The organism is Brevundimonas sp. FV1ye7S (assembly GCF_058680995.1).
Map to the genome: position 1 here is coordinate 189,840 of NZ_CM178726.1, position 21,321 is coordinate 211,160.

Below are 21,321 nucleotides of genomic sequence, written 5' to 3' on the forward strand. Positions count from 1 at the left end.
GGCCGATATGAGCCTTCGTAAATTCCTCGCTGTCGGCGCCCTCGCCGCAGCCGTTTCATTCGGCGGCGCCGCCCTGGCCCAGACCGCAGCCCAGAAGACCCTGGTCGACCAGGCCAAGGCCGCCGGCACCGTGGGTGAACAGGCCGACGGCTATGTCGGCTTCCGCGTCAGCACGTCCGACGCCGCCCTGCGCGCCGCCGTCGACGCCATGAACGCCGGCCGCCGCGCCGCCTACGCCCGCAGCGCGGCCGAGGCGGGCACCAGCGCCGATGTCGCCGGCGCCCGGATGTTCGAAAGCCAGCTGCTGCCGCGCATCCAGTCGGGCCAGTGGTACCGCAACGCCCAGGGCCAGTGGGTCCAGCGCTGAGCCGGGCCTGAATGATCGATCCGGCGTTTCGCCGGGTCGATCCCACGGGCTTCAGGCCGCTGTGCGACGCGAGCTCAGGGCCGGCAGAAGCAGGCCTTCGGTCAGGGCGCGCACCACGGGCACGGCGACGGCGTCGCCCATCAATTTCAGCGCCGCGCTCTCGCTGCCGGGCAGACGATAGTCGTCCGACACGCCCATAAGCCTCGCCGCCTCGCGTCCGGTCAGGCGACGCACCCGCGTCCGACCGCCGTCGCAGACCACCACATATTGCCGCGACGACCCGCCCGCCGGGGTGCGCAGACAGCCGGCCAGGCCGTCGAACCGGATCTCAAGCCGCTGGACCTTGCGTCCGTCTTCGGTCCGCACCCGGCGATAGGCGGCGCCGACCACGCGCCGGCCGGAGGCGACGGCGGCCTCGATCCGGGCGCGGTGCAGCGGAGCGGCCAGGGCCAGGATTTCCGCGCCGTCGTCCAGCCATTCCACGGATTCATCCGGCTCCAGCAGGGCGGCGAGATCCAGGTTGCGCCGGGGCGGGACCGGCAGACTCCACCAGGCCCAGGCCGCGCGCACGGCGTCCGGCAGCCGGGCATGGGCGGCGATCAGGCGGGCGGAGTGGAAGGGGCCCGAGGGGGCGGCGGCCTCGGGCGCGCCGTTCAGGGCCGACTCCTGAACCGCCACGATGAACAGGCGGGGCCGTGACTGGGGCAGCCAGTGGGCGGCGTCCATCTCCAGCGCCCCGACGCGATAGCCGGCCTGGACCATGGCGGCGCAGACGGCGGAAAAATCCCGGCCCGATTCGTCTTTGGGGCCGGAGGTCAGCAGACCGATGACGTTTTCCAGCACGATGACGCGGGGCGCGCGCCCCTCGACCGCCAGGCCCTGGATCAGGCGCCAGAAGCCCCAGAAGGCGCCGGATCGACCGGCCTCCAGTCCGCCTCGCGCCCCGGCCAGGCTGACGTCCTGACAGGGCGACGAGGCCCAGGCCAGATCGGGCGCGCCCGGCAGGTCGGCGGGGCGCAGGGACCAGACGTCGCCCAGATGGAAGCGGATGTCGGGATGGTTGGCGACGAAGGCCCGCCCCTTGGCGGGGTCCATGTCGTTGGCGAAGACGGTGTCGACGCCGGCCCATCTCTGGCCTGAGAGGCCGGCGCCGGACAGGCCCAGGCCCGCGAGACCGCCCCCGGCGAAGAATTCATAGGCGGTCGGGCGAATCGACATGCGGCCACCATAACTCAGCCCGGCCCCTTGACCGAGGCCGGCCCCGTCCACACCTGCAGGCCGAACGCGGGGGTCCGTCATGCGCGCCATACTCACCACATTGCTGATCGGGCCGGTTCTCGGCCTGACCCTGGTCGGTTGTTACGACCGTCGGGACAAGGCGCCCGAATCCGCGCCGCCACCCGAGGCCGCGCCGGTTCTGGCAGGGGTCGATCTGGGCAAGCCGGTGCGGGCCCTGGGGACCGAACCCTTCTGGAGCGTGGAGATCACCCCGGACACCCTGATCTACACCCGGATGGACCAGCCGACGCAGCGGGCGCCGAACCGTGGGGCGACGGTTCAGGGCACGGTCGCCACCTACGCCACCTCCACCGACCTGAATGCGGCGATGAACGTCGTGCTGATCGCCACCGAATGTTCGGACGGCATGAGCGACCGCACCTATCCCCTGACCGCACGGGTCGAGATCGGCGACGACACCCTGAGCGGTTGCGCCGCATCGGCCTCGGCCCTGGAAGCGCGCGGTGAACGCGAGTCCGTCAGCTAGACCCGGGTTTTGTGGTCTGGGCCGCAACCGGTCCCGTGACAGCCTCTCTGAGCCACGCCGCCACCGCCTTGACCCCGTCTTCGGTCCAAGCCTGGGGCGTCGCTACGATGTGATAGGCTTCGCCGTCGAGGATCGGCCCAAAGGGATTGACCAGGAGCCCGGCCTCCAGCTCGGGCCGCGCCAGCTCCAGAGAGGCCAATGCCGCGCCGTGCCCCGCTGTGGCGGCGAGCAGCGCGTGAGCATCATCGGTGAAGCGCGGGCCGGTTTCAGCGGAGAGGGCGGTCAAGCCGGCCTGTTTGGCCCATCGTCTCCAGTCGGGATCGTCGCCGGCCTTTTTCCATTCGATATGGAGCAAGGTCGTATTCAGAAGATCTGTCGGTTGGGTCAGACGCAGTCCAGGACTGCTCACCACGCCGAAACGTTCGGAGACCAGCGTCTCTGTGACCAAGCCGGGAAACGGGCCTGCGCCGTAGCGAACCGCCAGGTCAGCTCCGCCGGACGCCAGATCGACGATGGCGTCGCTGGCGTGGAGCCGCAGATCCAGATCGGGATTGCGGGCCTGAAACGCGGCCAGAGCCGGTATCAGCCGCCGCGCCGTGAACAGAGTGGTGGCGGTCAGCGTCACCGTGGTGCGCCGGTTTCGCGGTCTGACGTCTTCGAGCACCCGCTCGAAGGCGTCGAACCCGTCCCTAAGCGTTGAAAACAGCCGCCCTCCGGTCTCCGTCAACACCACCTTCCGGACCAGCCGTATGAAAAGCGGCTGCCCCATCGTCTGTTCCAACAGACGGATTTGATGGCTCACGGCCGTCGGCGTGACGGAAAGCTCTTCCGCCGCCCGACGAAAGCTCATGTGGCGGGCCGCCGCCTCGAAGGCGCGAAGAGCGCCCAAAGGCGGCAGCTTGCGGGGCCGCCTTATGGATGATTTAGCTTCATCCATTAGCTGAGAAATTCGCGTTCGTCGTCAGCATATCTGGACCCTATGCAACAGCATCTTCAATAGATGCATGAGTCTAGTTTATCATGATAAAGTCTTCTACAGGCCGGATTCGCCTTCTCCACATCGACGCAAGCGCCAGACTGGGCGAGTCGGGCCGTGACAAGCACGGGTCGCACACGCGACGTCTCGGTCGGCGCTTTGTTGAGCGATGGGCGGCGGTCCGACCGCAGGACGAGGTTCATCATCTCGATGTGGGGCGGACCCCGCCGGCGCCGGTCAATGAGGCCTGGATCGCGGCGGCCTTCTGTCCGCTGGAGCGGCGCAACCCGGCTCAGAAAGCGGTTCTGGCTGAGAGCGACTCCCTGATCGCAGCCTTGATTCAGGCGGACCTGATCGTGATCGGCGCGCCCATGTACAATTTCGGGCTTCCGGCGCCGCTGAAGGCCTGGATCGACAATGTCGTTCGCGTGGGCGTCACCTTCGGTTTCGACCGCACGCGTCCCGGGGCGCCGTATTGGCCCATGCTGCCGAAGAGCAAGCGGCTGATTATCCTTACCTCACGCGGCGACTATGGCTACGATCCGGGAGAACGTCTGGCGCAGATGAACCTGGTGGAGGCGGGGCTGAAGGTTCCGCTGGCCTATATCGGTCTGTTGGAAAGCGACGTCATCGCCATCGAGTACGACGAGTTCGCCGATACGCGCCTCGCCGTCTCCATCGCAGAGGCCGAGGCGGCCGTCGATCAGCTGGTCGATGGGCTGGCGGCCGGCGTTGAGCCGGTCTCCTGAACCGCCATCCCTGCCGTCACCACCAGTCGGCTTCGCGCAGGGTGCGGGCGTAGCGGCGGCTGACGGGGACGCTGAGACCGCCCTCCAGCGTCAGGGTGGCGCGGCCGTCGCCGCGGTCGACGCCGCGCACGGCGGATCGGGCTACCCACCAGCTGCGATGGGTGCGGGCGCCCTCCAGCCCCTCCAGCTCCTCGACCGCGTCGGACAGGCGCATCAGGATCAGGTCCGAGCCCCGGTCGGTGTGCAGGCGCAGATAATGATCCTCGGCCTGGACGGCGTAGAGGGTCGCGCCCCTGAGCTTCAGCGGCAGCCGGTCCAGGAAACGGACCGGATGCGGCGAAGCCGGCGCGGGGGAGGCGGGCGCGGCGTGGGTCTGGACCGGCTGGGCCCGGCCCAGGAAGACATTGACGGTGGTGACCGCCAGGGTGACGACCAGGACCGGGCCGAACAGCTGGGGCAGGGCCGCCAGCGGATAGAGTTTCTGGGCGAAGAACAGGCCGGTCGCCGCCCAGACGATGACGCTCAGGGGGCCGGTGATCACTCCGGTCATCACCGCCACCGTCAGCCAGGGGCGGTCGTCCACATCGACGAACCGTGTCACGATCCGGCTGCACAGATGGCCCCACAGCCCGCCCAGGATCATCATCAGCACCCAGTAGGCCAGGCGCTGGACATAGGGGGCGTTGGCGCTGCCGAAGGCGCCGGTGGTCGCCAGGAAGACCCCGACCAGACTGGCGACGACCAGGCCGCGCAGGAAGGTTCGGCGACGGTCGGCGGCGGGAGACGTCATGGCGGCTTTCGAAGGAGGGACGCCTGTCTGAAATCATGATTTCGGGGCCGGAGGAAGGGGCGTCCGTTCGCGAAGCCGGGGTGGTCGTTGACGCAGAACGGGAGGCGCGACCGCGAGCCGGGCTTCAGAAGCGGCGAGACACATCGCCGGAGGTTCCCCTTGTTTCGTCACGCCCGTTTCGCCCCGTCCATCGCCGCCCTGGTCCTGCTGGGCGTTCCCATTGTCGCCTATCTGGCGGCGGACGGGGGGCGGATCGCCCTGCTCGGGTTCAGTTTGCGCGCGCCGGACTTCGGCCTGCTGGCGGCGGCGCCGACCGCGATCCAGATCCATGTGGCGGCGGCCCTGACCGCCCTGGCCATCGGCATCGTGCTGCTGGCGGGGATCAAGGGGACGCGGCTGCACCGGGCGCTGGGCTGGACCTGGGTGCTGGCCATGGGGACGACGGCGGTCAGCTCGTTCTTCATCCACACGATCAACCCCGACGGGCCGGCCGGCTTGTCGTTCATCCATCTGATCAGCGGCTGGACGGTGGTGAGCCTGCCGATGGCGGTCCATGCCGCGCGGCGTCATCGGGTGCAGGCGCACCGGCGGGCGATGACGGGCATGTTCGTGGGCGGGCTGATCGTCGCCGGCGCGCTGACCTTCCTGCCCGGCCGGCTGATGTGGGCGATCTTCTTCAGCTAGCGGGGCGACATGCCGACGACGGCGCGGAAGCCGGCGGCGGCGAAGCGGACCATATAGTCGCCGGCCGTCTCCAGGTCCCCGGATCGGGCCAGGCCGCCCGACAGCCGGTCCAGACGGCCCGTCTCGCCCAGGGTCAGGGTCAGGGCGCCCGACAGATTGTGATAGCCCCAGTACAGGTCCACCTCGCTGGCGTCCGGCAGGACCACGGCGATCAGCTCGATCAGACGACGGATGGCGGGGTCGAAATAGCGGGCCATGGTCTCGCCCCCGAAGGTGGGGTTGGCGTTGGTCTGGGCCACCAGGGCGGCATAGTGTTTCCAGCCCGGCCCGCCCTTCAGCGACCATTCGAACGGCGGCCGCAGGAAGGCCTCGAGCAGGCCCTCCAGGGTCATGTCCGGCCCGGCGGCCTCGGCGTAACGATCGATGGCGGCGACGCGGTCGTCGTTCCAGACCTCGGCCCGGCGCAGGAAGACGGCGTCGAACAGGTCGCGCTTGGCCCCGAAATAGTAATGGACAAGTGCGGTGTCCACGCCCGCCTCGCGCGCCACCTCGCGGATGGTGACGCCGTAGAAGCCGTGTTTGGAGAACAGGTCCTCGGCCGCGTCCAGGATCAGGTCGCGCGTCTCGCCGGCGGCCTTGGCCTGGGCCTTGGGGGGACGGCCGCGTCGGCCGGGCCCCTGAGCCGAAGGGGCGCTGACGGCCGACTTGCGGCGCGCGGCGGCGATGGAACGGACGGCGGGGGGCGACGCGTCGGGCTTGCTCATGATCGGGAGGCTAGGCGGGCGTTCGCACCGGTGCAACGGCGCCACGCCCCGGATCGAAGCGGCGGCGCGGTGACGCGGGGAAGGGGGAGGGTTTGACAGACGGCGGAAACCGGGTCAGGTTCAGGAAAATCATTGAACGCTGAATAAATGCGTCAACGGGCTGGAAACGACAACCAAAGGGGTAGGATCATGAGACATCATGTGAAGTGCGCGCTACTGGCCGGCGCGGCTTGGGGCGTGCTGGCGGGGGCTTCCACGGCCCAGGACGCCGAGGCGGCGGCCCAGGCGGCCAATGCAGAACAGGCCAATATGGTCGAGGACATCGTCGTCACCGCCCGGCGGCGCGACGAACAGCTGAAGGACGTGCCGGTCGCGGTCTCGGCCCTCAGCGCCGAGCGTCTGGAACAGACCGGCGCGACCAATATCACGGCCCTGCAGCAGCAGACGCCGAACGCCACGGTGCAGATCGCCCGCGGCTCCAACTCGACCCTGATCAGCTTCATCCGCGGCGTGGGCCAGCAGGACCCGCTGTGGGGCTTCGAGCCCGGCGTCGGCCTCTATATCGACGACGTCTATGTGGCCCGGCCGCAGGGCGCGGTGCTGGACATCTTCGACATCTCGCGCATCGAGGTGCTGCGCGGGCCCCAGGGCACCCTGTACGGCCGCAACACCATCGGCGGGGCGATCAAATACGTCACCAAACGCCTGGGCGCCGATCCCAGCCTGACGGCGCGGGCCGAGGTCGGTTCGTATAACGAGCACAACTTCCTGCTGTCCGGCTCGGTCCCGGTCGGCGACACCTTTGCGATTGGGGGCGCGGTCGCCACCTATCAGCACGACGGCTACGGCGAGAACCTGAACACCGGCCAGGACCAGTACGACAAGGACGTCACCGCCTATCGCGCCAGCGCCGAATGGACGCCGAACGAGAACCTGTTCTTCCGACTGGCCTGGGATCGGGTCGAGGACGATTCCAGCCCCCGTCACGGCCACCGCGAAGTGAATTCGACCACCGGCGGCTATACGCCTCCGGCCAGCGAATATGACACCTACGCCGGCGTCACCGGCGAGCAGAAGGTGGTCACCGAGGGCGTGTCCTTGACCGGCGAATACCGGGTCAACGACATGCTGACCCTCAAGTCCATCACCGCCTATCGGTCGGGCGACACCTCGACCGTCATCGACTTCGACCAGACGCCGCTGCCGACCCTGGACGTGCCGGCCATCTATTCGGACGACCAGTTCACCCAGGAGTTCCAGGCCCTGTTCACCGGCGATCGCTGGTCGGGCGTGGCGGGCGTCTTCTATCTGGACGGCACCTCCTCGGGCGCCTTCGACACCATCGCGGGCAATCTGGGCCTGGCCATCGCGGCGGCGGGGTCGGTGGACACAAAGTCCTTCTCGGTGTTCGGCGACTTCAGCTACGACATCTCTGACCGGCTGCACGTCTCGCTGGGCGGGCGCTACACCAAGGACGACAAGGACGCCTCGGTCCTGCGCCTCTTCTATCTGGGCGCCACGCCGACGCCCTACACCGGCGGAGTGGCCCGGCCGATCTTCGCCACACGCACCGACTACACCGCTTCGGACAGCTTCGAGAAGTTCACGCCGCGCGCCAGCATCTCGTATGACTTCACCGAGGAGGTTACCGGCTACGCCTCGGTCAGCCAGGGCTTCAAGTCGGGCGGCTGGGACATGCGGGGCGACGCCGCCCTGGTGCCGCAGACGGTCAATGGCTACCAGCCCGAGACGGTCACCACCTATGAGCTGGGCTTGAAGGGGTCGGCCTTCGACCGGCGGATGAACTTCGCCTCGGCGGTCTTCTATTCCGACTACAAGGACCAGCAGATCACGACCCAGCAGGTGGCCACGGCCCCGGCCGTCGGCATCGCCTCGGTGGTCGACAACGCCGGCGCCTCGACCATCTACGGCTTCGAGCTGGAAGGGTCGGCCTTCCTGACCGACGACATCACCGCCAACTTCTCGCTGGGCTATCTGAAGAACGAGTTCGATGAGTTCATCACCCGGATCACGGGCACGCCGGTCGATATCTCCGACACCCGCGAGCCGCAGAACTCGCCCGAATGGTCGGCCTATTACGGCATGACCTGGCGGGGCGACATCCTGGGCGGGGAGATCCGGGTCACGCCGTCGCTGTCCTATCGCTCGGACTACCACCTGTTCGACACGCCGGACCCCATCCTGGACCAGGACGGCTATGTCCTGGCCGACGCCAGCGTGGTCTGGATCGCGCCGAGCAAACAGTGGGAGGTCGGCCTGTTCGGCCGCAATCTGACCGATGTCCGCTACAAGGTCGGGGGCTACAGCTTCCCGGGCGCGACCTACAACAACTCGATCAGCGCCTTCTACGGCCCGCCGACCACCTATTCGGCGCGCCTGACCTACCGGTTCTGATTGTCACCAAATGCCTGATGCTGGGGCGGCGGTTTTCGGGCCGCCGCCCTTTGCTTTGCAGAGACCAGACTTGGGGCTAGGCTCGCCCCAACAAGAAAAATACGCCGAGGGAAACGCCGATGACGACCGACACGCTGACGGACGCGCAGGCGCCCGCGCCGCACCGACCGGGCTACCGCTTCTATGTGCTGGCGGTGCTGATCCTGATCTACATGCTGAACTTCCTGGACCGGCAGATCATCGGCATCCTGGCCGCGCCGCTGAAGGAAGAGTTCGGCATGTCTGACAGCCAGTTCGGCCTGTTGGGGGGCATCGCCTTCGCATCGGTCTATTCGACTCTGGCCATTCCCCTGGCCTGGATGGCTGATCGGTTCAGCCGGGTCTGGATCATGACCGGAGCCCTGGCGGTCTGGTCGGGCTTCACCGCCCTGTGCGGCATGACGGGGTCGTTCGGCCAGCTGTTCCTGTGCCGTATGGGCGTGGGCGTGGGCGAGGCGGGCGGGGTCGCCCCGGCCTATTCGCTGATCGCCGACTATTTCCCGCCCCATCAAAGGGCGCGGGCCCTCGCGGCCTTCGCCTTCGGGATTCCGCTGGGCATGGCGGCGGGCACCCTGGTCGGGGGGCTGCTGGCGGCGACCTACGGCTGGCGCACGGCCTTCATCGTCGTCGGCCTGCTGGGCCTTCTGGTCGCGCCCCTGCTGAGGCTGACGGTGAAGGATCCCCAGCGCGGCGGAACCGATGCGGTCAAGACCGAGGCCCAGGTCGCCGCCCTGGCGGCGGCGCCTGCGGGCACGGACCGGGCGGGCCGGATCGCGGCCCAGGTCATGCTGGGCCTGGGCGCCGGGCTGCTGCTCCTGGCGGCGGCGAACTGGTTGCTGGGCGTGTCCCTCGGCAGTCCGCTGGTCCTGGCCTTCGGCGGCCTGCTGGCCGGGGTGATCGGCGTGTCGCTGATGGTGGCGCGGCGCACCGCCTCGGTGGTGATCCGCAAGCCCAGCTTCTGGCTGCTGGGCCTGGGCGCGGCCTCGTCCTCGGTGTGCGGCTACGGCGTCGCGGGCTGGTTGCCGCTGTTCTTCATGCGCAGCTTCGACCTGACCCTGCGTCAGACCAGCTGGTATTACGCCGGCATCGCCCTGATCGGCGGTCTGCTGGGCATCTGGCTGGGCGGGATGATCGCCGACAAGCTGTCCAAGAAGGGCAAGGGCGCCTATCCCCTGACCCCGGCCATCGCCTTCCTGATCTCGGCGCCCTGTTTCATTCTGGCGATGAACTCGCCCTGGCTGATCGGCCTGGTCCTGCCGGGCGGCGGCAGCAACACCCAGCAACTGGTCCTGGCCTTCCTGATCTTCCTGTTGCCGACCGGCCTGAACCTGGCCTGGCTGGGGCCGATCACGGCGGCGGTCCAGCATCTGGTCCCGGCGGCCATGCGGTCCACGGCCTCGGCCCTGTTCCTGCTGCTGAACAATCTGCTGGGGATCGCGGTCGGCTTCTACTATTTCGGCTGGATGAGCGACCTGCTGGCGCCCCGGTTCGGGGAAGAGAGCCTGCGGTGGGCCATCTACACCGGCATGGGCTTCTATGTGCTGGCGGCGGTCCTGCTGATCGGGGCCTCGCGGACGCTGAAGCGGGACTGGGTCGACTGAAGCTTAGACCAAAACCATGGTCGACCCCTGTTGCGCCTGCGAAGGGGCGGAGCCTATAAGCCCCGCAAACCCTTCCCAGCAAAGATTGCGGCGGTCGCCATGAACATCCACGAATATCAGGCCAAGCAGGTTCTCAAGGGCTTCGGCGCCCCGGTCGCCGAGGGCGTGCCCATCACCTCGGCCGATCAGGCCGAGGCCGCCGCCAAGCAACTGCCTGGCCCGCTCTATGTCGTGAAGTCGCAGATCCACGCCGGTGGACGCGGCAAGGGCAAGTTCAAGGAACTGCCGGCCGACGCCAAGGGCGGCGTGCGCCTGGCCTTCTCGATCGAGGACGTGGTCAAGAACGCCAAGGAAATGCTGGGCAACACCCTGGTCACCGCCCAGACGGGCGAGGCCGGCAAACAGGTCAACCGCCTCTATATCGAGGACGGCGCCGACATCGCCCGCGAACTGTACTGCTCGCTGCTGGTCGACCGTCAGTATGGCCGCGTGGCCTTCGTCGTCTCGACCGAGGGCGGCATGGACATCGAGGCCGTCGCCCATGACACGCCCGAGAAGATCCAGACCATCGTCATCGACCCCGCCACGGGCGTGACCGAAGCCGACGTCGCCGCCATCAACGCCGCCTACGGCCTGACGGGCGATGCGGCCGAAGACGGCAAGTCGCTGTTCCCGGCGCTGTACAAGGCCTTCGTCGAGAAGGACATGGCCATGCTGGAAGTGAACCCGCTGATCGTCATGGAGAACGGCCGTCTGCGCGTCCTGGACGCCAAGGTCAGCTTCGACGGCAACGCCCTGTTCCGCCATGAAGACATGCGCGCCCTGCGCGACGAGACCGAAGAGGACGCCAAGGAAATCGAAGCCTCCAAGTGGGACCTCGCCTATGTCTCGCTGGACGGCAACATCGGCTGCATGGTCAACGGCGCCGGCCTGGCCATGGCGACGATGGACATCATCAAGCTGTACGGCAAGGAGCCGGCCAACTTCTGCGACGTCGGCGGCGGCGCCGGCAAGGAGAAGGTCGCTGCGGCCTTCAAGATCATCACCGCCGACCCGAACGTCCAGGGCATCCTGGTCAACATCTTCGGCGGCATCATGAAGTGCGACGTCATCGCCGAGGGCGTCGTCGCCGCGGTGAAGGAAGTCGGCCTGAAGGTGCCGCTGGTCGTGCGCCTGGAAGGCACCAACGCCGAACTGGGCAAGAAGATCCTGAACGAGTCGGGTCTGACCATCCAGGCCGCCGATGATCTGGACGACGCCGCCCAGAAGATCGTCGCGGCGGTCGGCTAGGTCCGGCGGCTCGCCCCCAGGCGGACGTCGTCGATGGCCGTGTTCGAAGTCGTCGCCATGGCCCTGGCGCCGGAGCGGCATGTCGCGGCCTTCGTCGATCACTTCCGCCGCAAGGGGGCCGCGCGCGTTCGCGTCTATTTCGACGGCGCGGCCGCGCCGGCGCCGGACGCCGTGGGCTTGGCTGAAGGCGAGCTGATCGTCTGTGACGACGCCTTCTGGTCCGCCCTTGGCGGTCGGCCGGCGACGGTCGAGGATCGGCAAAGGGTCGTCTATGGCGCCGCCTATCGCAGCCTGGCCGCCGACTGGCTGCTGGTCGTCGATATAGACGAGCGGCTGTTCGGCGCGGTCTCGCCGGCCGCCGTGCTGGAGGCGGTTCCGGCCGACTATGAGTCCGTCATCTTCGAGACCGTCGAGGCGGTCTGGCGATCCGGGGACGATCTCAATCTGGAATACGGGGCCAGTCTGGCCCGCAAGTCCTACAGCGGGCCGTTCTGGTCCGAGCTGAGCAATGGCCTCTATCCGGGCGCCGGCAAGTTCTTCGTCCGGGGACTGCTGGGCCACCATATGGGCAAGCACGCCGTGCGGCGCGGCCTGGCCGACATCACCGTCTGCATCCACGAATCCAAGCGGGCGGGGGTTCCGTTGAAGGCCGCCCGCGCCCGCGACCCCGGCGATGGCGGTCGAGCCTGGCTGCTCCATTATGACGCCATCAGCCTGGACGGCTGGCGCGCCAAATGGGATCGACGGCTGGCTGCCGGCGATACGGCCGAGTGCGGCCGTCGCCGAAGACGACAGCAGACTGACTACGCCGAGGCGCGGGCCGCGGGCCGGGAGGCCGTGCTGTTCGAGAGGCTGTACGCCCTGACGCCGGTTCAGGCCTGGATTCTGCGGCGGCTGGGATTGGTGCTCGATATTCCGAGCCCCTGCTGGCCGACAAGGGACTGACTTGCCCCGTCTCGCTCCACGGCCTATGTGTTCCACATAACCCGTGTAGGCCGATGACCCGCAACCTGACCCTCGCCATCGACGACGACCTGCTCGACAAGGTGCGGGTTCTGGCCGCCATGAAGCGGACCAGCGTCAACGAGATGGTGCGCGGCTTTCTGACACGGCTGGTCGAGCAGGAGACCTCCAAGGACGAGGCGCGCGAGGCGCTGCTGAAACTGATCGACGAATCCGAAGGCCGCGGAGGCGAGGGTTGGCGTCCCCCCGCACGGGAAGAAACCTACAGCGGAGACCCTCGGTTTGATCGCGAGTTCTGAGGTCTTTCTCGACACCAATATTCTGCTCTACGCCGCTCTTGGTCGCGACCATGCGGGGCATAGGTGGGAGCGTGCGCGCGAGATCGTGCTGACCGAGGACTATTGCACCTCGGGCCAGGTGCTCGCCGAATTCTACAACAACGCCACGCGCAAGGGCGCGCCGCCGCTTTCGTCGGACAAGGCCCGCGAATGGGTCCGCGTCGTCGCCATGAAGCCCTGCCAGCCGATCACGCCGGAGGTGGTGGTCGCGGGCGTCGACAACGCCCGCCGCTATCAGCTGTCCTACTGGGACGGCGCCATCATCGCCGCCGCCGAGCGGCTGGGCGCCAAGGTGCTCTATTCCGAAGTTCTCACTCACGGTCAGACCTACGGGTCGGTCCGCGTCGAAAACCCCTTCCTCTCCGCCTAGCCAAAGAAGCGAGACCCCATGTCCATCCTCGTCAACAAAGACACCAAGATCATCGTCCAGGGCCTGACCGGCAAGACCGGCGGCTTCCACACCGAACAGGCCCTGGCCTATCACGGCACCAAGATGGTCGCCGGCGTGCACCCGACCAAGGGCGGCACGAATTGGACGGGTTCGCACGGCGAAACCCTGCCCATCTACGCCTCGGTCGCCGAAGCCAAGGACGCCACGGGCGCCGACGCCTCGGTGATCTATGTCCCGCCGTCGGGCGCCGCCGCCGCCATCATCGAGGCCATCGACGCCGAGATCCCCTTCATCACCTGCATCACCGAGGGCATTCCGGTGCTGGACATGGTCAACGTCAAGCGCCGCCTGGAAGGCTCCAAGTCGCGCCTGCTGGGTCCGAACTGCCCGGGCATCCTGACGCCGGACGAGTGCAAGATCGGCATCATGCCGGGCAATATCTTCAAGAAGGGCTCGGTCGGCATCGTGTCGCGTTCGGGCACCCTGACCTATGAGGCCGTGTTCCAGACCACCAACGAAGGCCTGGGCCAGACCACGGCCGTCGGCATCGGCGGCGACCCGGTCAAGGGCACCGAGTTCATCGACGTGCTGGAACTGTTCCTGGCCGACCCGGAAACCACCTCGATCATCATGATCGGCGAGATCGGCGGCGGCGCCGAAGAAGACGCCGCCCAATTCCTGATCGACGAAGCCAAGAAGGGCCGCAAGAAGCCGATGGCCGGCTTCATCGCGGGCCGCACGGCTCCGAAGGGCCGCACCATGGGCCACGCCGGCGCCGTCGTCTCGGGCGGCAAGGGCGATGCGGAATCCAAGATCGCGGCGATGGAAGCCGCCGGCATCCGCATGTCGGAATCGCCGGCCCGCCTGGGCAAGACCCTGGTGGAAGTGCTGAAGGGCTGATCGCTCGAACCTCTCCCTCCCCCGGCGGGGGAGGGGCGTCGCGTCAACGCCGGGGTGGGGGCGGCCAAGCTGGGTCGCGCCTGTCGGGGGAAGGAAGGTCTGTGGGGCGTCGCCTTGCCCGCCCCACCCGGCTCCGCTTCGCTTCGCCCCCCTCCCCCGTGGGGGAGGGAGAATGAAAAATGCCGGTCTCGGCAGGATTGGACGCCCCCGGTTTCGGCCGGGGGCGTTTTTCTTTGCGCCTGCGACCAATTTCTCACCGAATTGCCCCGTTTCGGTCATGACCCATAAGGAAAGCACGCCTATATGACGGGCGCGCCCCTCACGGAGATGTGTCCGGCGGGGCCCAAGGGATAGCGAGAACAATGGCGGACGATGCGGGTCGGCTGAACCAGGTCTTTGCCGAGACCTCTTTCCTCTACGGGTCCAATGCGGCCTATATCGAGGAGCTGCACGAGAAGTGGGCCAATGATCCCGGCTCGGTCTCGGCGGAATGGAAAGCCTTCTTCGACCAGTTGCGCGACAACGCCGCCAGCGTGAAGGCCTCGGCCGAGGCCGGCGCCTGGGGGCGCGGAACCGCCACCGAGCCCAATGAGGCGAACGCCGTGTTCGACGGCCGCTGGCCGGCGCCCAAGCCCGACCCCAAGAAGCCCGGCGGCGCGCCGACGCCTGCAGCGGCCAAGGCCGCGCCGGCCGAGGTTTCAGGCGACGCGATCCGCGCCGCCGCCCATGATTCCATTCGCGCCCTGATGCTGATCCGCAGCTATCGCGTGCGCGGCCACCTGCAGGCCAAGCTGGACCCGCTGGGCATCGAACAGCCGGTCGAAAACCCGGAACTGACGCCGGAATTCTATGGTTTCAGCGCCGCCGACATGGATCGTCCGATCTTCCTGGACGGGGTCTTGGGGCTTCAGACGGGCACGATCCGCCAGGTGCTGGACCTGCTGAAGCGCACCTACTGCGGCAATATCGGCATCCAGTACATGCATATCGCCGAGCCGGAGGAGAAGTCCTGGCTGCAGCAGCGGTTCGAAGGTCCGGACAAGTTCGAGCAGAACGCCTTCACCAAGGAAGGCAAGCTGGCCATCCTGAACAAGCTGATCGAGGCCGAGGGCTTCGAACGCTTCCTGCACAAGCGTTTCCCCGGCACCAAGCGGTTCGGCCTGGACGGCGGCGAGGCCATGGTCCCGGCGCTGGAGCAGGTGATCAAGCGCGGCGGCAATCTGGGCGTCGACGAGGTCGTGCTGGGCATGGCCCACCGCGGCCGCCTGAACGTGCTCGCCGCCGTCATGGGCAAGCCCTACAAGGTCATCTTCCACGAGTTTCAGGGCGGTTCGGCCGTGCCCAGCGACATCGAGGGCTCGGGCGACGTCAAATATCACATGGGCGCCAGCTCGAACCGCGAGTTCGACGGCAACCACGTCCACCTGTCGCTGACCGCCAACCCGTCGCACCTTGAAATCGTCAACCCGGTGGTGCTGGGCAAGGCGCGCGCCAAACAGGCGTTCGACATCCGCGAGGCCAACGCCGGCAAGCCCGAGGCCGAATGGGCGCTGGACCGTTCCAAGGTCGTGCCCCTGCTGATCCACGGCGACGCCGCCTTCGCCGGCCAGGGCGTGGTGGCCGAATGTTTCGCCCTGATGGGGCTGAAGGGCTACCGCACCGGCGGCACCCTGCATTTCGTCATCAACAACCAGATCGGCTTCACCACCAGCCCGCGGAACTCGCGCTCGTCGCCGTACCCGTCTGATGTTGCGCTGATGGTCCAGGCGCCGATCTTCCACGTGAACGGCGATGATCCCGAAGCGGTCGTCTTCGCCGCCAAGGTGGCCACCGAATACCGCCAGAAATTCCACAAGGACGCGGTGGTGGACATGTTCTGCTATCGCCGGTTCGGCCACAACGAAGGCGACGATCCGACCTTCACCCAGCCGCTGATGTATTCGAAGATCCGCGCCCAGCCCTCGACCCGCGAACTGTATTCGCAGCGTCTGGTCGCCGAGGGCGTGCTGACGCAGGCCGAGGTGGACGCCGAGATTGCGCGGTTCGACACCTTCCTTGACGACCAGTTCGAGGCCGGCAAGACTTGGTCCGCCGAGAAGGCCGACTGGCTGGACGGCCAGTGGCAGGGCTTCCAGTCGCCCAAGGACGAACTGCGCGGCGAGACCGCGGTGCCCCTGGCCAAGCTGACCGACCTGGGCCACCGCCTGACGACCATCCCCAACAGCGTCGACATGCACAAGACGCTGAAACGGGTCATCGACGGCCGGCGCGAGGCCATCACCTCGGGCGAGGGCCTGGACTGGGCCACGGCCGAGAGCCTGGCCTTCGCCTCGCTGGTGGACGAAGGCTTCCCGGTTCGCCTGTCGGGCCAGGATTCGGTGCGCGGCACCTTCTCGCAGCGCCATTCGGGCATCATCGATCAGACGACCGAAGAGCGTTACATCCCGCTGAATAACCTCCGCGAAGGCCAGGCCAACTACGAGGTCATCGACTCGGCCCTGTCGGAAGAGGCGGTGCTGGGCTTCGAGTACGGCTATTCGCTGGCCGACCCCAACACCATGGTCATGTGGGAAGCCCAGTTCGGCGACTTCGTGAACGGCGCCCAGGTGGTGATCGACCAGTTCATCAGCTCGGGCGAACGCAAATGGCTGCGGATGAGCGGCCTGACCATGCTGCTGCCGCACGGCTATGAAGGCCAGGGACCGGAACACTCGTCGGCCCGCCTGGAGCGGTTCCTGCAGCAGTGCGCCGAAGACAATATGCAGGTCGCCAACTGCACCACCCCGGCCAACTATTTCCACATCCTGCGTCGCCAGATGCACCGGCCGTTCCGCAAGCCGCTGATCCTGATGACGCCCAAGAGCCTGCTGCGTCACAAGAAGGCGGTCTCGTCGATGAAGGATCTGGCGGAGGGTTCGTCCTTCCACCGCGTCCTGCACGACGACGCCCAGACCCGCCCCGACGTCGCCGGGATCAAGATCAAGGCCGACAAGGCGATCCGCCGCGTCATCCTGTGCTCGGGCAAGGTCTATTACGACTTGCTGGACGCCCGCGAGAAGAAGGCCAAGGACGGCCAGGCGGTGGACGACGTCTATATCCTGCGCCTTGAACAGTTCTATCCGTGGCCGATCCAGTCGCTGCGCAAGGAACTGGCCCGCTTCCCGAAGGCGGAAGTGGTCTGGTGCCAGGAAGAGCCGAAGAACATGGGCGGCTGGACCTTCGTCGATCCGTGGCTGGAGCTGACTCTCGACAAGCTGGACGTCGCCTCCAAGCGCGCCCGCTACGTCGGCCGTCCCGGTTCCGCCTCGACGGCGGCCGGCCTGATGAGCCGCCACCTGAAGGAACTCGAGACCTTCACCAACGAAGCCTTCGCCTGATACACCTCACCGAATACTCCCAAAGAGACAGCTGGACCCGACATGGCCGACATCCTGACCCCCGCCCTCGGTGAATCCGTCACCGAGGCCACCATCGCGAAATGGACCAAGAAGGTCGGCGACGCGGTCAAGAAGGACGAACTGCTCGTCGAACTGGAGACCGACAAGGTCTCGCTGGAAGTGGTGGCCCCGGCCGACGGCGTCCTGGGCGTCATCAACGCCGCCGAGGGCGACACCGTCGTGCCGGGCACGGTCCTGGGTTCGGTGACCGAAGGCGGCGCGGCCGCCGCTGCGGCTCCGGCCCCGGCCCCAGCCAAGGCCGCCAAGGCCGAGGCTAAGGCGGCGCCCGCCACCGCTGCGTCCAGCATCGACATCACCGTGCCGGTGATGGGCGAAAGCGTCGCCGAGGGCTCTATGGGCAAGTGGCTGAAGAAGAGCGGCGACGCCGTCAAGAAGGACGAACTGCTGGTCGAGATCGAGACCGACAAGGTCGCGGTCGAAGTGTCGGCCCCGGCGGACGGCGTGCTGACCATCGCCGCCGACGAGGGCGCGACCGTCACCCCCGGCCAGAAGATCGGTTCGGTTTCGGGTTCGGGCGCAGCCGCTTCGGCTCCGGCCGCCGCTGCCCCGGCGCCCGCCGCCGCTCCGGCCAACACCGGCTCGGCCCAGGTCTCGGGCGGCAAGAACGACACCCTGTCGCCGGCCGTCCAGCGCGTCGTCGCCGAAAACAATCTGGACCCGAAGGCCATCGCCGCCACCGGGCCCAAGGGCAATATCACCAAGGCTGACGCCATCGCCGCCATCGGTCAGGCCGCCCCGGCTCCGGCCGCCGCCGCCGCGCCTTCGGCCCCGCGCGCCGTCGGCCCGCGCGAAGAGCGGGTGAAGATGACGCGCCTGCGTCAGACCATCGCCCGTCGCCTGAAGGAATCGCAGAACACGGCCGCCCAGCTGACCACCTTCAACGAGGTGGACATGACCAATGTCATGGCCCTGCGCGCCCAGTACAAAGAGGTGTTCGAGAAGCGCCACGGCGTGAAGCTGGGCTTCATGTCCTTCTTCACCAAGGCCGTGGTTGCGGCCCTGCACGAGATTCCGGCCGTCAACGCCGAGATCGACGGCACGGACATCATCTACAAGAACCACTATGACATCGGCGTCGCCGTCGGCACCGAAAAGGGTCTGGTGGTTCCGGTGCTGCGCGACGCCGACACCCTGAGCCTGGCGGGCATCGAAAAGGGCATCGGCGCCCTGGGCAAGGCCGCCCGCGACGGCGCCCTGACCATGGACCAGCTGCAGGGCGGCACCTTCACCATCACCAACGGCGGCACCTATGGGTCGCTGATGTCGACGCCGATCCTGAACGCCCCGCAGTCGGGCATCCTGGGCATGCACAACATCGTCCAGCGCCCGATGGCCATCAACGGCGAGGTCAAGATCCGTCCGATGATGTACCTGGCCCTCAGCTATGATCACCGCATCGTCGACGGCAAGGAAGCCGTGACCTTCCTGGTCCGCATCAAGGAACTGCTGGAAGACCCGCAGCGGGCCCTGCTGGACCTGTAAGAGACGGAAAGGCGGCGAGGTTCTCGTCGCCTTTTTCTTTCCCGACGAGGCCGATCATGCTGACCCTCTATACCGCCCCCGGATCCTGCAGCCGGGCCAGCCATATCGCGCTGGAAGAGTCCGGCCTGGCGTTCGAAGCCCGGCTGGTCGACTTCGCCCAGGGGGACCAGCGCCGGCCCGAGTTTCTGGCGATCAACCCCAAGGGGCGGGTTCCGGCTCTGGTGACCGATCAGGGCGTCCTGACCGAAAGCCCGGCCATTCTGGCCTATATCGCCGCCCTCGCTCCGCAGGGTCTGCTGGCGCCCGTCGAGCCCTTCGCTCTTGCGCGGATGCAGGCCTTCAACCTCTATCTGGCCTCGACTGTCCACGTCGCCCACGCCCATGGCCGCCGGGCCTCGCGCTGGAGCGATGACGCTGCGGCCCAGGCCTCGATGGCGGCCAAGGTGACGCAGAACATGCGGGACTGTTTCGCGCTGATCGAGGACGGTCTGGCCCAGAGCGGAGACAGCGACTGGGTGATGGGCGACGCCTATTCCGTCGCAGACCCCTATCTGTTCACCTTCACCGGCTGGCTGGAAGGCGACGGCGTGGATGTGGCCGAGTTTCCGAACGTACGCGCCCATTACGACCGGATGGGCCGTCGTCCGGCGGTCGTTCGGGCGCTCCAGGCCGAGCAGACGCGCGCAGCCTGAGATATCATCGGTTGTGTCTCGTTTGCGCCGGTTGGACCTTTTCAGCCGACTAAGGGGTTTTCCGCACTTACGGCCCGGGCGGGAATGACGCCTTATTCCCGCCATGGATTGGGCAGCGCGCGCGATAGGGGTGTTCTACGTCTTGGGCGGGCTGATGCTTCTGTATCAGGCCTGGCTCAACTGGCGTTTGCAGCGTGCATTGTCGGGGCTGATCCCGGTGTCCGTCACCGACCAGGTCGGGGACGGGGTGATTGCTCTGGGCGCCATGCTGGTCCTGGCCTCAGGCGCGGCCCTGGCGGCGCTCAGCGGCTGGGCGGTCGCGGCCTTCCTGGCCGGGTGGACGATCCAGGCCCTGTATCTGCTGTGGAATGATCGCGCCGTCCGCATCGCCGAGCCCACGGCCCTGAGCGGCCGTCGCCGGTCGGTCCACGCCTTCGCCGGCTATACAGCCGTCACGGCCCTGGTGCTGTGCCTGCCCATGCTGGGCGTGCTGGGCTGATCAGCTGAACTCGGCCTCGAGATCCGCCAGGCGTGCGGCCTGGTCTTCGGCGATCAGGGCGTTCAGCATGGGGTCCAGGTCGCCTTCCAGGATCTGGGGCAGGCTGTGCAGGGTCAGGCCGATCCGGTGGTCGGTCACCCGGCCTTGCGGGAAATTGTAGGTGCGGATCCGCTCGGACCGGTCGCCCGACCCGACCTGGGACTTGCGCGAGTCGGCGCGGGCCAGATCCTTGGCCTGGCGCTGCATGTCGTACAGGCGGACCCGCAGGTTCTTCATCGCCTTGTCGCGGTTCACGTGCTGCGACTTCTCGGAGCTGGTGGCCACGATTCCGGTCGGAAGGTGGGTGATCCGCACGGCCGAGTCGGTCTTGTTGACGTGCTGACCGCCCGAGCCGGAGGCGCGGAAGGTGTCGATGCGGATGTCCTTTTCCAGGATTTCGATCTCGACGTCCTCGACCTCGGGCAGGACGGCGACGGTGGCGGCCGAGGTGTGGATGCGGCCTCCGGCCTCGGTCGTCGGCACCCGCTGGACGCGGTGGACGCCGCTCTCGAACTTCAGCCGGCCGAACACCCCGTCGCCGGTGACGGTGGCGATGATCTCCTTGTAGCCGCCGGCGTCCCCTTCGGTCGCCGAATCCAGCTCGATCCGCCAGCCGCGCGTGGCGGCGTAGCGCGAATACATGCGGAACAGGTCGCCGGCGAACAGGGCCGCCTCGTCGCCGCCGGTGCCGGCGCGGACTTCCAGCACGGCCGAGGCGTTCTCGTCGGCGTCGCGCGGGGCCAGCAGCAGGGCGACGTCGTGTTCCATCTGCGGCAGGCGTTCGGTCAGGTCGCGCAACTCGTCCTGGGCCATGGCGGCCATTTCGGGATCGGCGGCCATGACCTCCAGATCGGCCATCTCGGCGCGGAGTCGGGCCAGACCCTGGACCGCGTCGGCGACGGGCTTCAGCTCGGCGTGCTCCTTGGACAGGCGGACGATCTCGACGCCGTCCGTCGCCGCACCCATGCGGGCCTCCACCTCGTGGAAACGGTCGAGCACCTGATCGAGACGGGCCTGGGGCAGACGCAAGGGGGCAATCCTGGAGAAAGGGAGGGCCGTCCTTAGCGCGCCGAGGGGCGCGATGTCGATTGTCGGCGGGGACCACGGTCGGCGCCGGGA

Annotated in this window: 20 protein-coding genes; 15 read left to right on the forward strand and 5 right to left on the reverse strand. The window is 67.7% G+C overall.

The features are described 5' to 3' along the window. Positions 1–7 precede the first annotated feature (7 nt). Positions 8–367 carry a DUF1318 domain-containing protein gene (locus tag ACW18C_RS00855; protein WP_008261324.1) on the forward strand — a complete coding sequence of 120 codons (360 nt, stop codon included), beginning with the start codon at positions 8–10 and terminating at the stop codon, positions 365–367. 51 nt (positions 368–418) lie between these two features. Here the strand turns inward: ACW18C_RS00855 and ACW18C_RS00860 are convergent, their stop codons facing one another. Then, complete coding sequence (locus tag ACW18C_RS00860) at positions 419–1,585, reverse strand: DNA cytosine methyltransferase (protein ID WP_372704832.1); 1,167 nt, start codon at positions 1,583–1,585, stop codon at positions 419–421. Between the two features lie 79 nt (positions 1,586–1,664). Between ACW18C_RS00860 and ACW18C_RS00865 the strand changes: the two genes are divergently transcribed. Beyond that, entirely contained in the window at positions 1,665–2,132 is a 468-nt protein-coding gene (locus ACW18C_RS00865) for a COG3650 family protein (RefSeq protein WP_492072264.1), read from the forward strand. On the opposite strand, the gene ACW18C_RS00870 is transcribed toward ACW18C_RS00865, so the two are convergent. After that, positions 2,125–2,982, reverse strand: a complete 858-nt coding sequence (locus tag ACW18C_RS00870) for a LysR substrate-binding domain-containing protein (RefSeq protein WP_492072265.1) — start codon at positions 2,980–2,982, stop codon at positions 2,125–2,127. The genes ACW18C_RS00865 and ACW18C_RS00870 overlap by 8 nt on opposite strands. A 170-nt stretch (positions 2,983–3,152) precedes the next feature. Between ACW18C_RS00870 and ACW18C_RS00875 the strand changes: the two genes are divergently transcribed. Further along, positions 3,153–3,857: an FMN-dependent NADH-azoreductase gene (locus tag ACW18C_RS00875; RefSeq protein WP_492072266.1), complete on the forward strand. Its 705-nt coding sequence runs from the start codon at positions 3,153–3,155 to the stop codon at positions 3,855–3,857. Between the two features lie 16 nt (positions 3,858–3,873). Here ACW18C_RS00875 and ACW18C_RS00880 read toward each other — a convergent pair whose 3' ends face one another. Beyond that, positions 3,874–4,647 (reverse strand): LytTR family DNA-binding domain-containing protein, encoded by a 774-nt coding sequence (locus tag ACW18C_RS00880; RefSeq protein ID WP_492072267.1) that lies wholly within the window; start codon positions 4,645–4,647, stop codon positions 3,874–3,876. Between the two features lie 159 nt (positions 4,648–4,806). On the opposite strand from ACW18C_RS00880, the gene ACW18C_RS00885 reads away from it, so the two are divergent. Further along, positions 4,807–5,331, forward strand: coding sequence for a DUF2306 domain-containing protein (locus ACW18C_RS00885; protein WP_492072268.1), 525 nt, complete (start codon positions 4,807–4,809; stop codon positions 5,329–5,331). On the opposite strand, the gene ACW18C_RS00890 is transcribed toward ACW18C_RS00885, so the two are convergent. Next, positions 5,328–6,095, reverse strand: coding sequence for a TetR/AcrR family transcriptional regulator (locus ACW18C_RS00890; RefSeq protein ID WP_492072269.1), 768 nt, complete (start codon positions 6,093–6,095; stop codon positions 5,328–5,330). The two genes, ACW18C_RS00885 and ACW18C_RS00890, sit on opposite strands and share 4 nt — an antisense overlap. Positions 6,096–6,284: 189 nt before the next feature. Here ACW18C_RS00890 and ACW18C_RS00895 point away from each other — a divergent pair, with 189 nt between their 5' ends. The 11 genes from ACW18C_RS00895 to ACW18C_RS00945 all read left to right on the forward strand — a co-directional run bounded on the left by ACW18C_RS00895 (position 6,285) and on the right by ACW18C_RS00945 (position 20,163). Then, entirely contained in the window at positions 6,285–8,510 is a 2,226-nt protein-coding gene (locus ACW18C_RS00895; protein WP_492072270.1) for a TonB-dependent receptor, read from the forward strand. Between the two features lie 119 nt (positions 8,511–8,629). Next, the gene (locus ACW18C_RS00900) at positions 8,630–10,150 is read left to right on the forward strand and encodes a spinster family MFS transporter (RefSeq protein WP_008259696.1); all 1,521 of its coding nucleotides are present in this window, start codon (positions 8,630–8,632) and stop codon (positions 10,148–10,150) included. A gap of 99 nt (positions 10,151–10,249) precedes the next feature. Then, on the forward strand, positions 10,250–11,440 hold the full coding sequence (gene sucC, locus ACW18C_RS00905; protein WP_008263529.1) for an ADP-forming succinate--CoA ligase subunit beta: 1,191 nt from the start codon (positions 10,250–10,252) through the stop codon (positions 11,438–11,440). Between the two features lie 33 nt (positions 11,441–11,473). Continuing rightward, positions 11,474–12,385, forward strand: a complete 912-nt coding sequence (locus tag ACW18C_RS00910; protein WP_492072271.1) for a hypothetical protein — start codon at positions 11,474–11,476, stop codon at positions 12,383–12,385. A 53-nt stretch (positions 12,386–12,438) separates the two neighbouring features. Then, positions 12,439–12,702 carry a ribbon-helix-helix protein, CopG family gene (locus tag ACW18C_RS00915; RefSeq protein WP_492072272.1) on the forward strand — a complete coding sequence of 88 codons (264 nt, stop codon included), beginning with the start codon at positions 12,439–12,441 and terminating at the stop codon, positions 12,700–12,702. After that, on the forward strand, positions 12,686–13,111 hold the full coding sequence (locus ACW18C_RS00920; protein WP_008262108.1) for a PIN domain-containing protein: 426 nt from the start codon (positions 12,686–12,688) through the stop codon (positions 13,109–13,111). The genes ACW18C_RS00915 and ACW18C_RS00920 overlap by 17 nt, the downstream gene beginning before the upstream one ends. 18 nt (positions 13,112–13,129) lie before the next feature. Next, positions 13,130–14,032 (forward strand): succinate--CoA ligase subunit alpha, encoded by a 903-nt coding sequence (gene sucD, locus ACW18C_RS00925; RefSeq protein ID WP_008262761.1) that lies wholly within the window; start codon positions 13,130–13,132, stop codon positions 14,030–14,032. Positions 14,033–14,394: 362 nt separating this feature from the next. Further along, on the forward strand, positions 14,395–17,409 hold the full coding sequence (locus tag ACW18C_RS00930; protein WP_035310192.1) for a 2-oxoglutarate dehydrogenase E1 component: 3,015 nt from the start codon (positions 14,395–14,397) through the stop codon (positions 17,407–17,409). A gap of 42 nt (positions 17,410–17,451) precedes the next feature. Next, positions 17,452–18,972: a 2-oxoglutarate dehydrogenase complex dihydrolipoyllysine-residue succinyltransferase gene (gene odhB / locus ACW18C_RS00935; RefSeq protein WP_492072273.1), complete on the forward strand. Its 1,521-nt coding sequence runs from the start codon at positions 17,452–17,454 to the stop codon at positions 18,970–18,972. 56 nt (positions 18,973–19,028) lie between these two features. Then, entirely contained in the window at positions 19,029–19,664 is a 636-nt protein-coding gene (locus ACW18C_RS00940; protein WP_492072274.1) for a glutathione S-transferase family protein, read from the forward strand. A 154-nt stretch (positions 19,665–19,818) separates the two neighbouring features. Continuing rightward, entirely contained in the window at positions 19,819–20,163 is a 345-nt protein-coding gene (locus tag ACW18C_RS00945) for a hypothetical protein (protein WP_197019800.1), read from the forward strand. Here the strand turns inward: ACW18C_RS00945 and prfA are convergent, their stop codons facing one another. After that, complete coding sequence (gene prfA / locus ACW18C_RS00950; RefSeq protein WP_492072275.1) at positions 20,164–21,231, reverse strand: peptide chain release factor 1; 1,068 nt, start codon at positions 21,229–21,231, stop codon at positions 20,164–20,166. It lies immediately after the preceding gene. Positions 21,232–21,321 lie beyond the last annotated feature (90 nt).

Coding starts and splice junctions, on each gene's coding strand:
- sucD (WP_008262761.1), top strand. CDS start 13,130: ATGTCCATCCTCGTCAACAAAGACACCAAGATCATCGTCCAGGGCCTG.
- ACW18C_RS00890 (WP_492072269.1), bottom strand. CDS start 6,095: ATGAGCAAGCCCGACGCGTCGCCCCCCGCCGTCCGTTCCATCGCCGCC.
- ACW18C_RS00910 (WP_492072271.1), top strand. CDS start 11,474: ATGGCCGTGTTCGAAGTCGTCGCCATGGCCCTGGCGCCGGAGCGGCAT.
- ACW18C_RS00875 (WP_492072266.1), top strand. CDS start 3,153: ATGATAAAGTCTTCTACAGGCCGGATTCGCCTTCTCCACATCGACGCA.
- ACW18C_RS00895 (WP_492072270.1), top strand. CDS start 6,285: ATGAGACATCATGTGAAGTGCGCGCTACTGGCCGGCGCGGCTTGGGGC.
- ACW18C_RS00900 (WP_008259696.1), top strand. CDS start 8,630: ATGACGACCGACACGCTGACGGACGCGCAGGCGCCCGCGCCGCACCGA.
- odhB (WP_492072273.1), top strand. CDS start 17,452: ATGGCCGACATCCTGACCCCCGCCCTCGGTGAATCCGTCACCGAGGCC.
- ACW18C_RS00865 (WP_492072264.1), top strand. CDS start 1,665: ATGCGCGCCATACTCACCACATTGCTGATCGGGCCGGTTCTCGGCCTG.
- ACW18C_RS00930 (WP_035310192.1), top strand. CDS start 14,395: ATGGCGGACGATGCGGGTCGGCTGAACCAGGTCTTTGCCGAGACCTCT.
- sucC (WP_008263529.1), top strand. CDS start 10,250: ATGAACATCCACGAATATCAGGCCAAGCAGGTTCTCAAGGGCTTCGGC.
- ACW18C_RS00940 (WP_492072274.1), top strand. CDS start 19,029: ATGCTGACCCTCTATACCGCCCCCGGATCCTGCAGCCGGGCCAGCCAT.
- ACW18C_RS00870 (WP_492072265.1), bottom strand. CDS start 2,982: ATGAGCTTTCGTCGGGCGGCGGAAGAGCTTTCCGTCACGCCGACGGCC.
- ACW18C_RS00915 (WP_492072272.1), top strand. CDS start 12,439: ATGACCCGCAACCTGACCCTCGCCATCGACGACGACCTGCTCGACAAG.
- ACW18C_RS00855 (WP_008261324.1), top strand. CDS start 8: ATGAGCCTTCGTAAATTCCTCGCTGTCGGCGCCCTCGCCGCAGCCGTT.
- ACW18C_RS00945 (WP_197019800.1), top strand. CDS start 19,819: ATGCTTCTGTATCAGGCCTGGCTCAACTGGCGTTTGCAGCGTGCATTG.
- ACW18C_RS00860 (WP_372704832.1), bottom strand. CDS start 1,585: ATGTCGATTCGCCCGACCGCCTATGAATTCTTCGCCGGGGGCGGTCTC.
- ACW18C_RS00880 (WP_492072267.1), bottom strand. CDS start 4,647: ATGACGTCTCCCGCCGCCGACCGTCGCCGAACCTTCCTGCGCGGCCTG.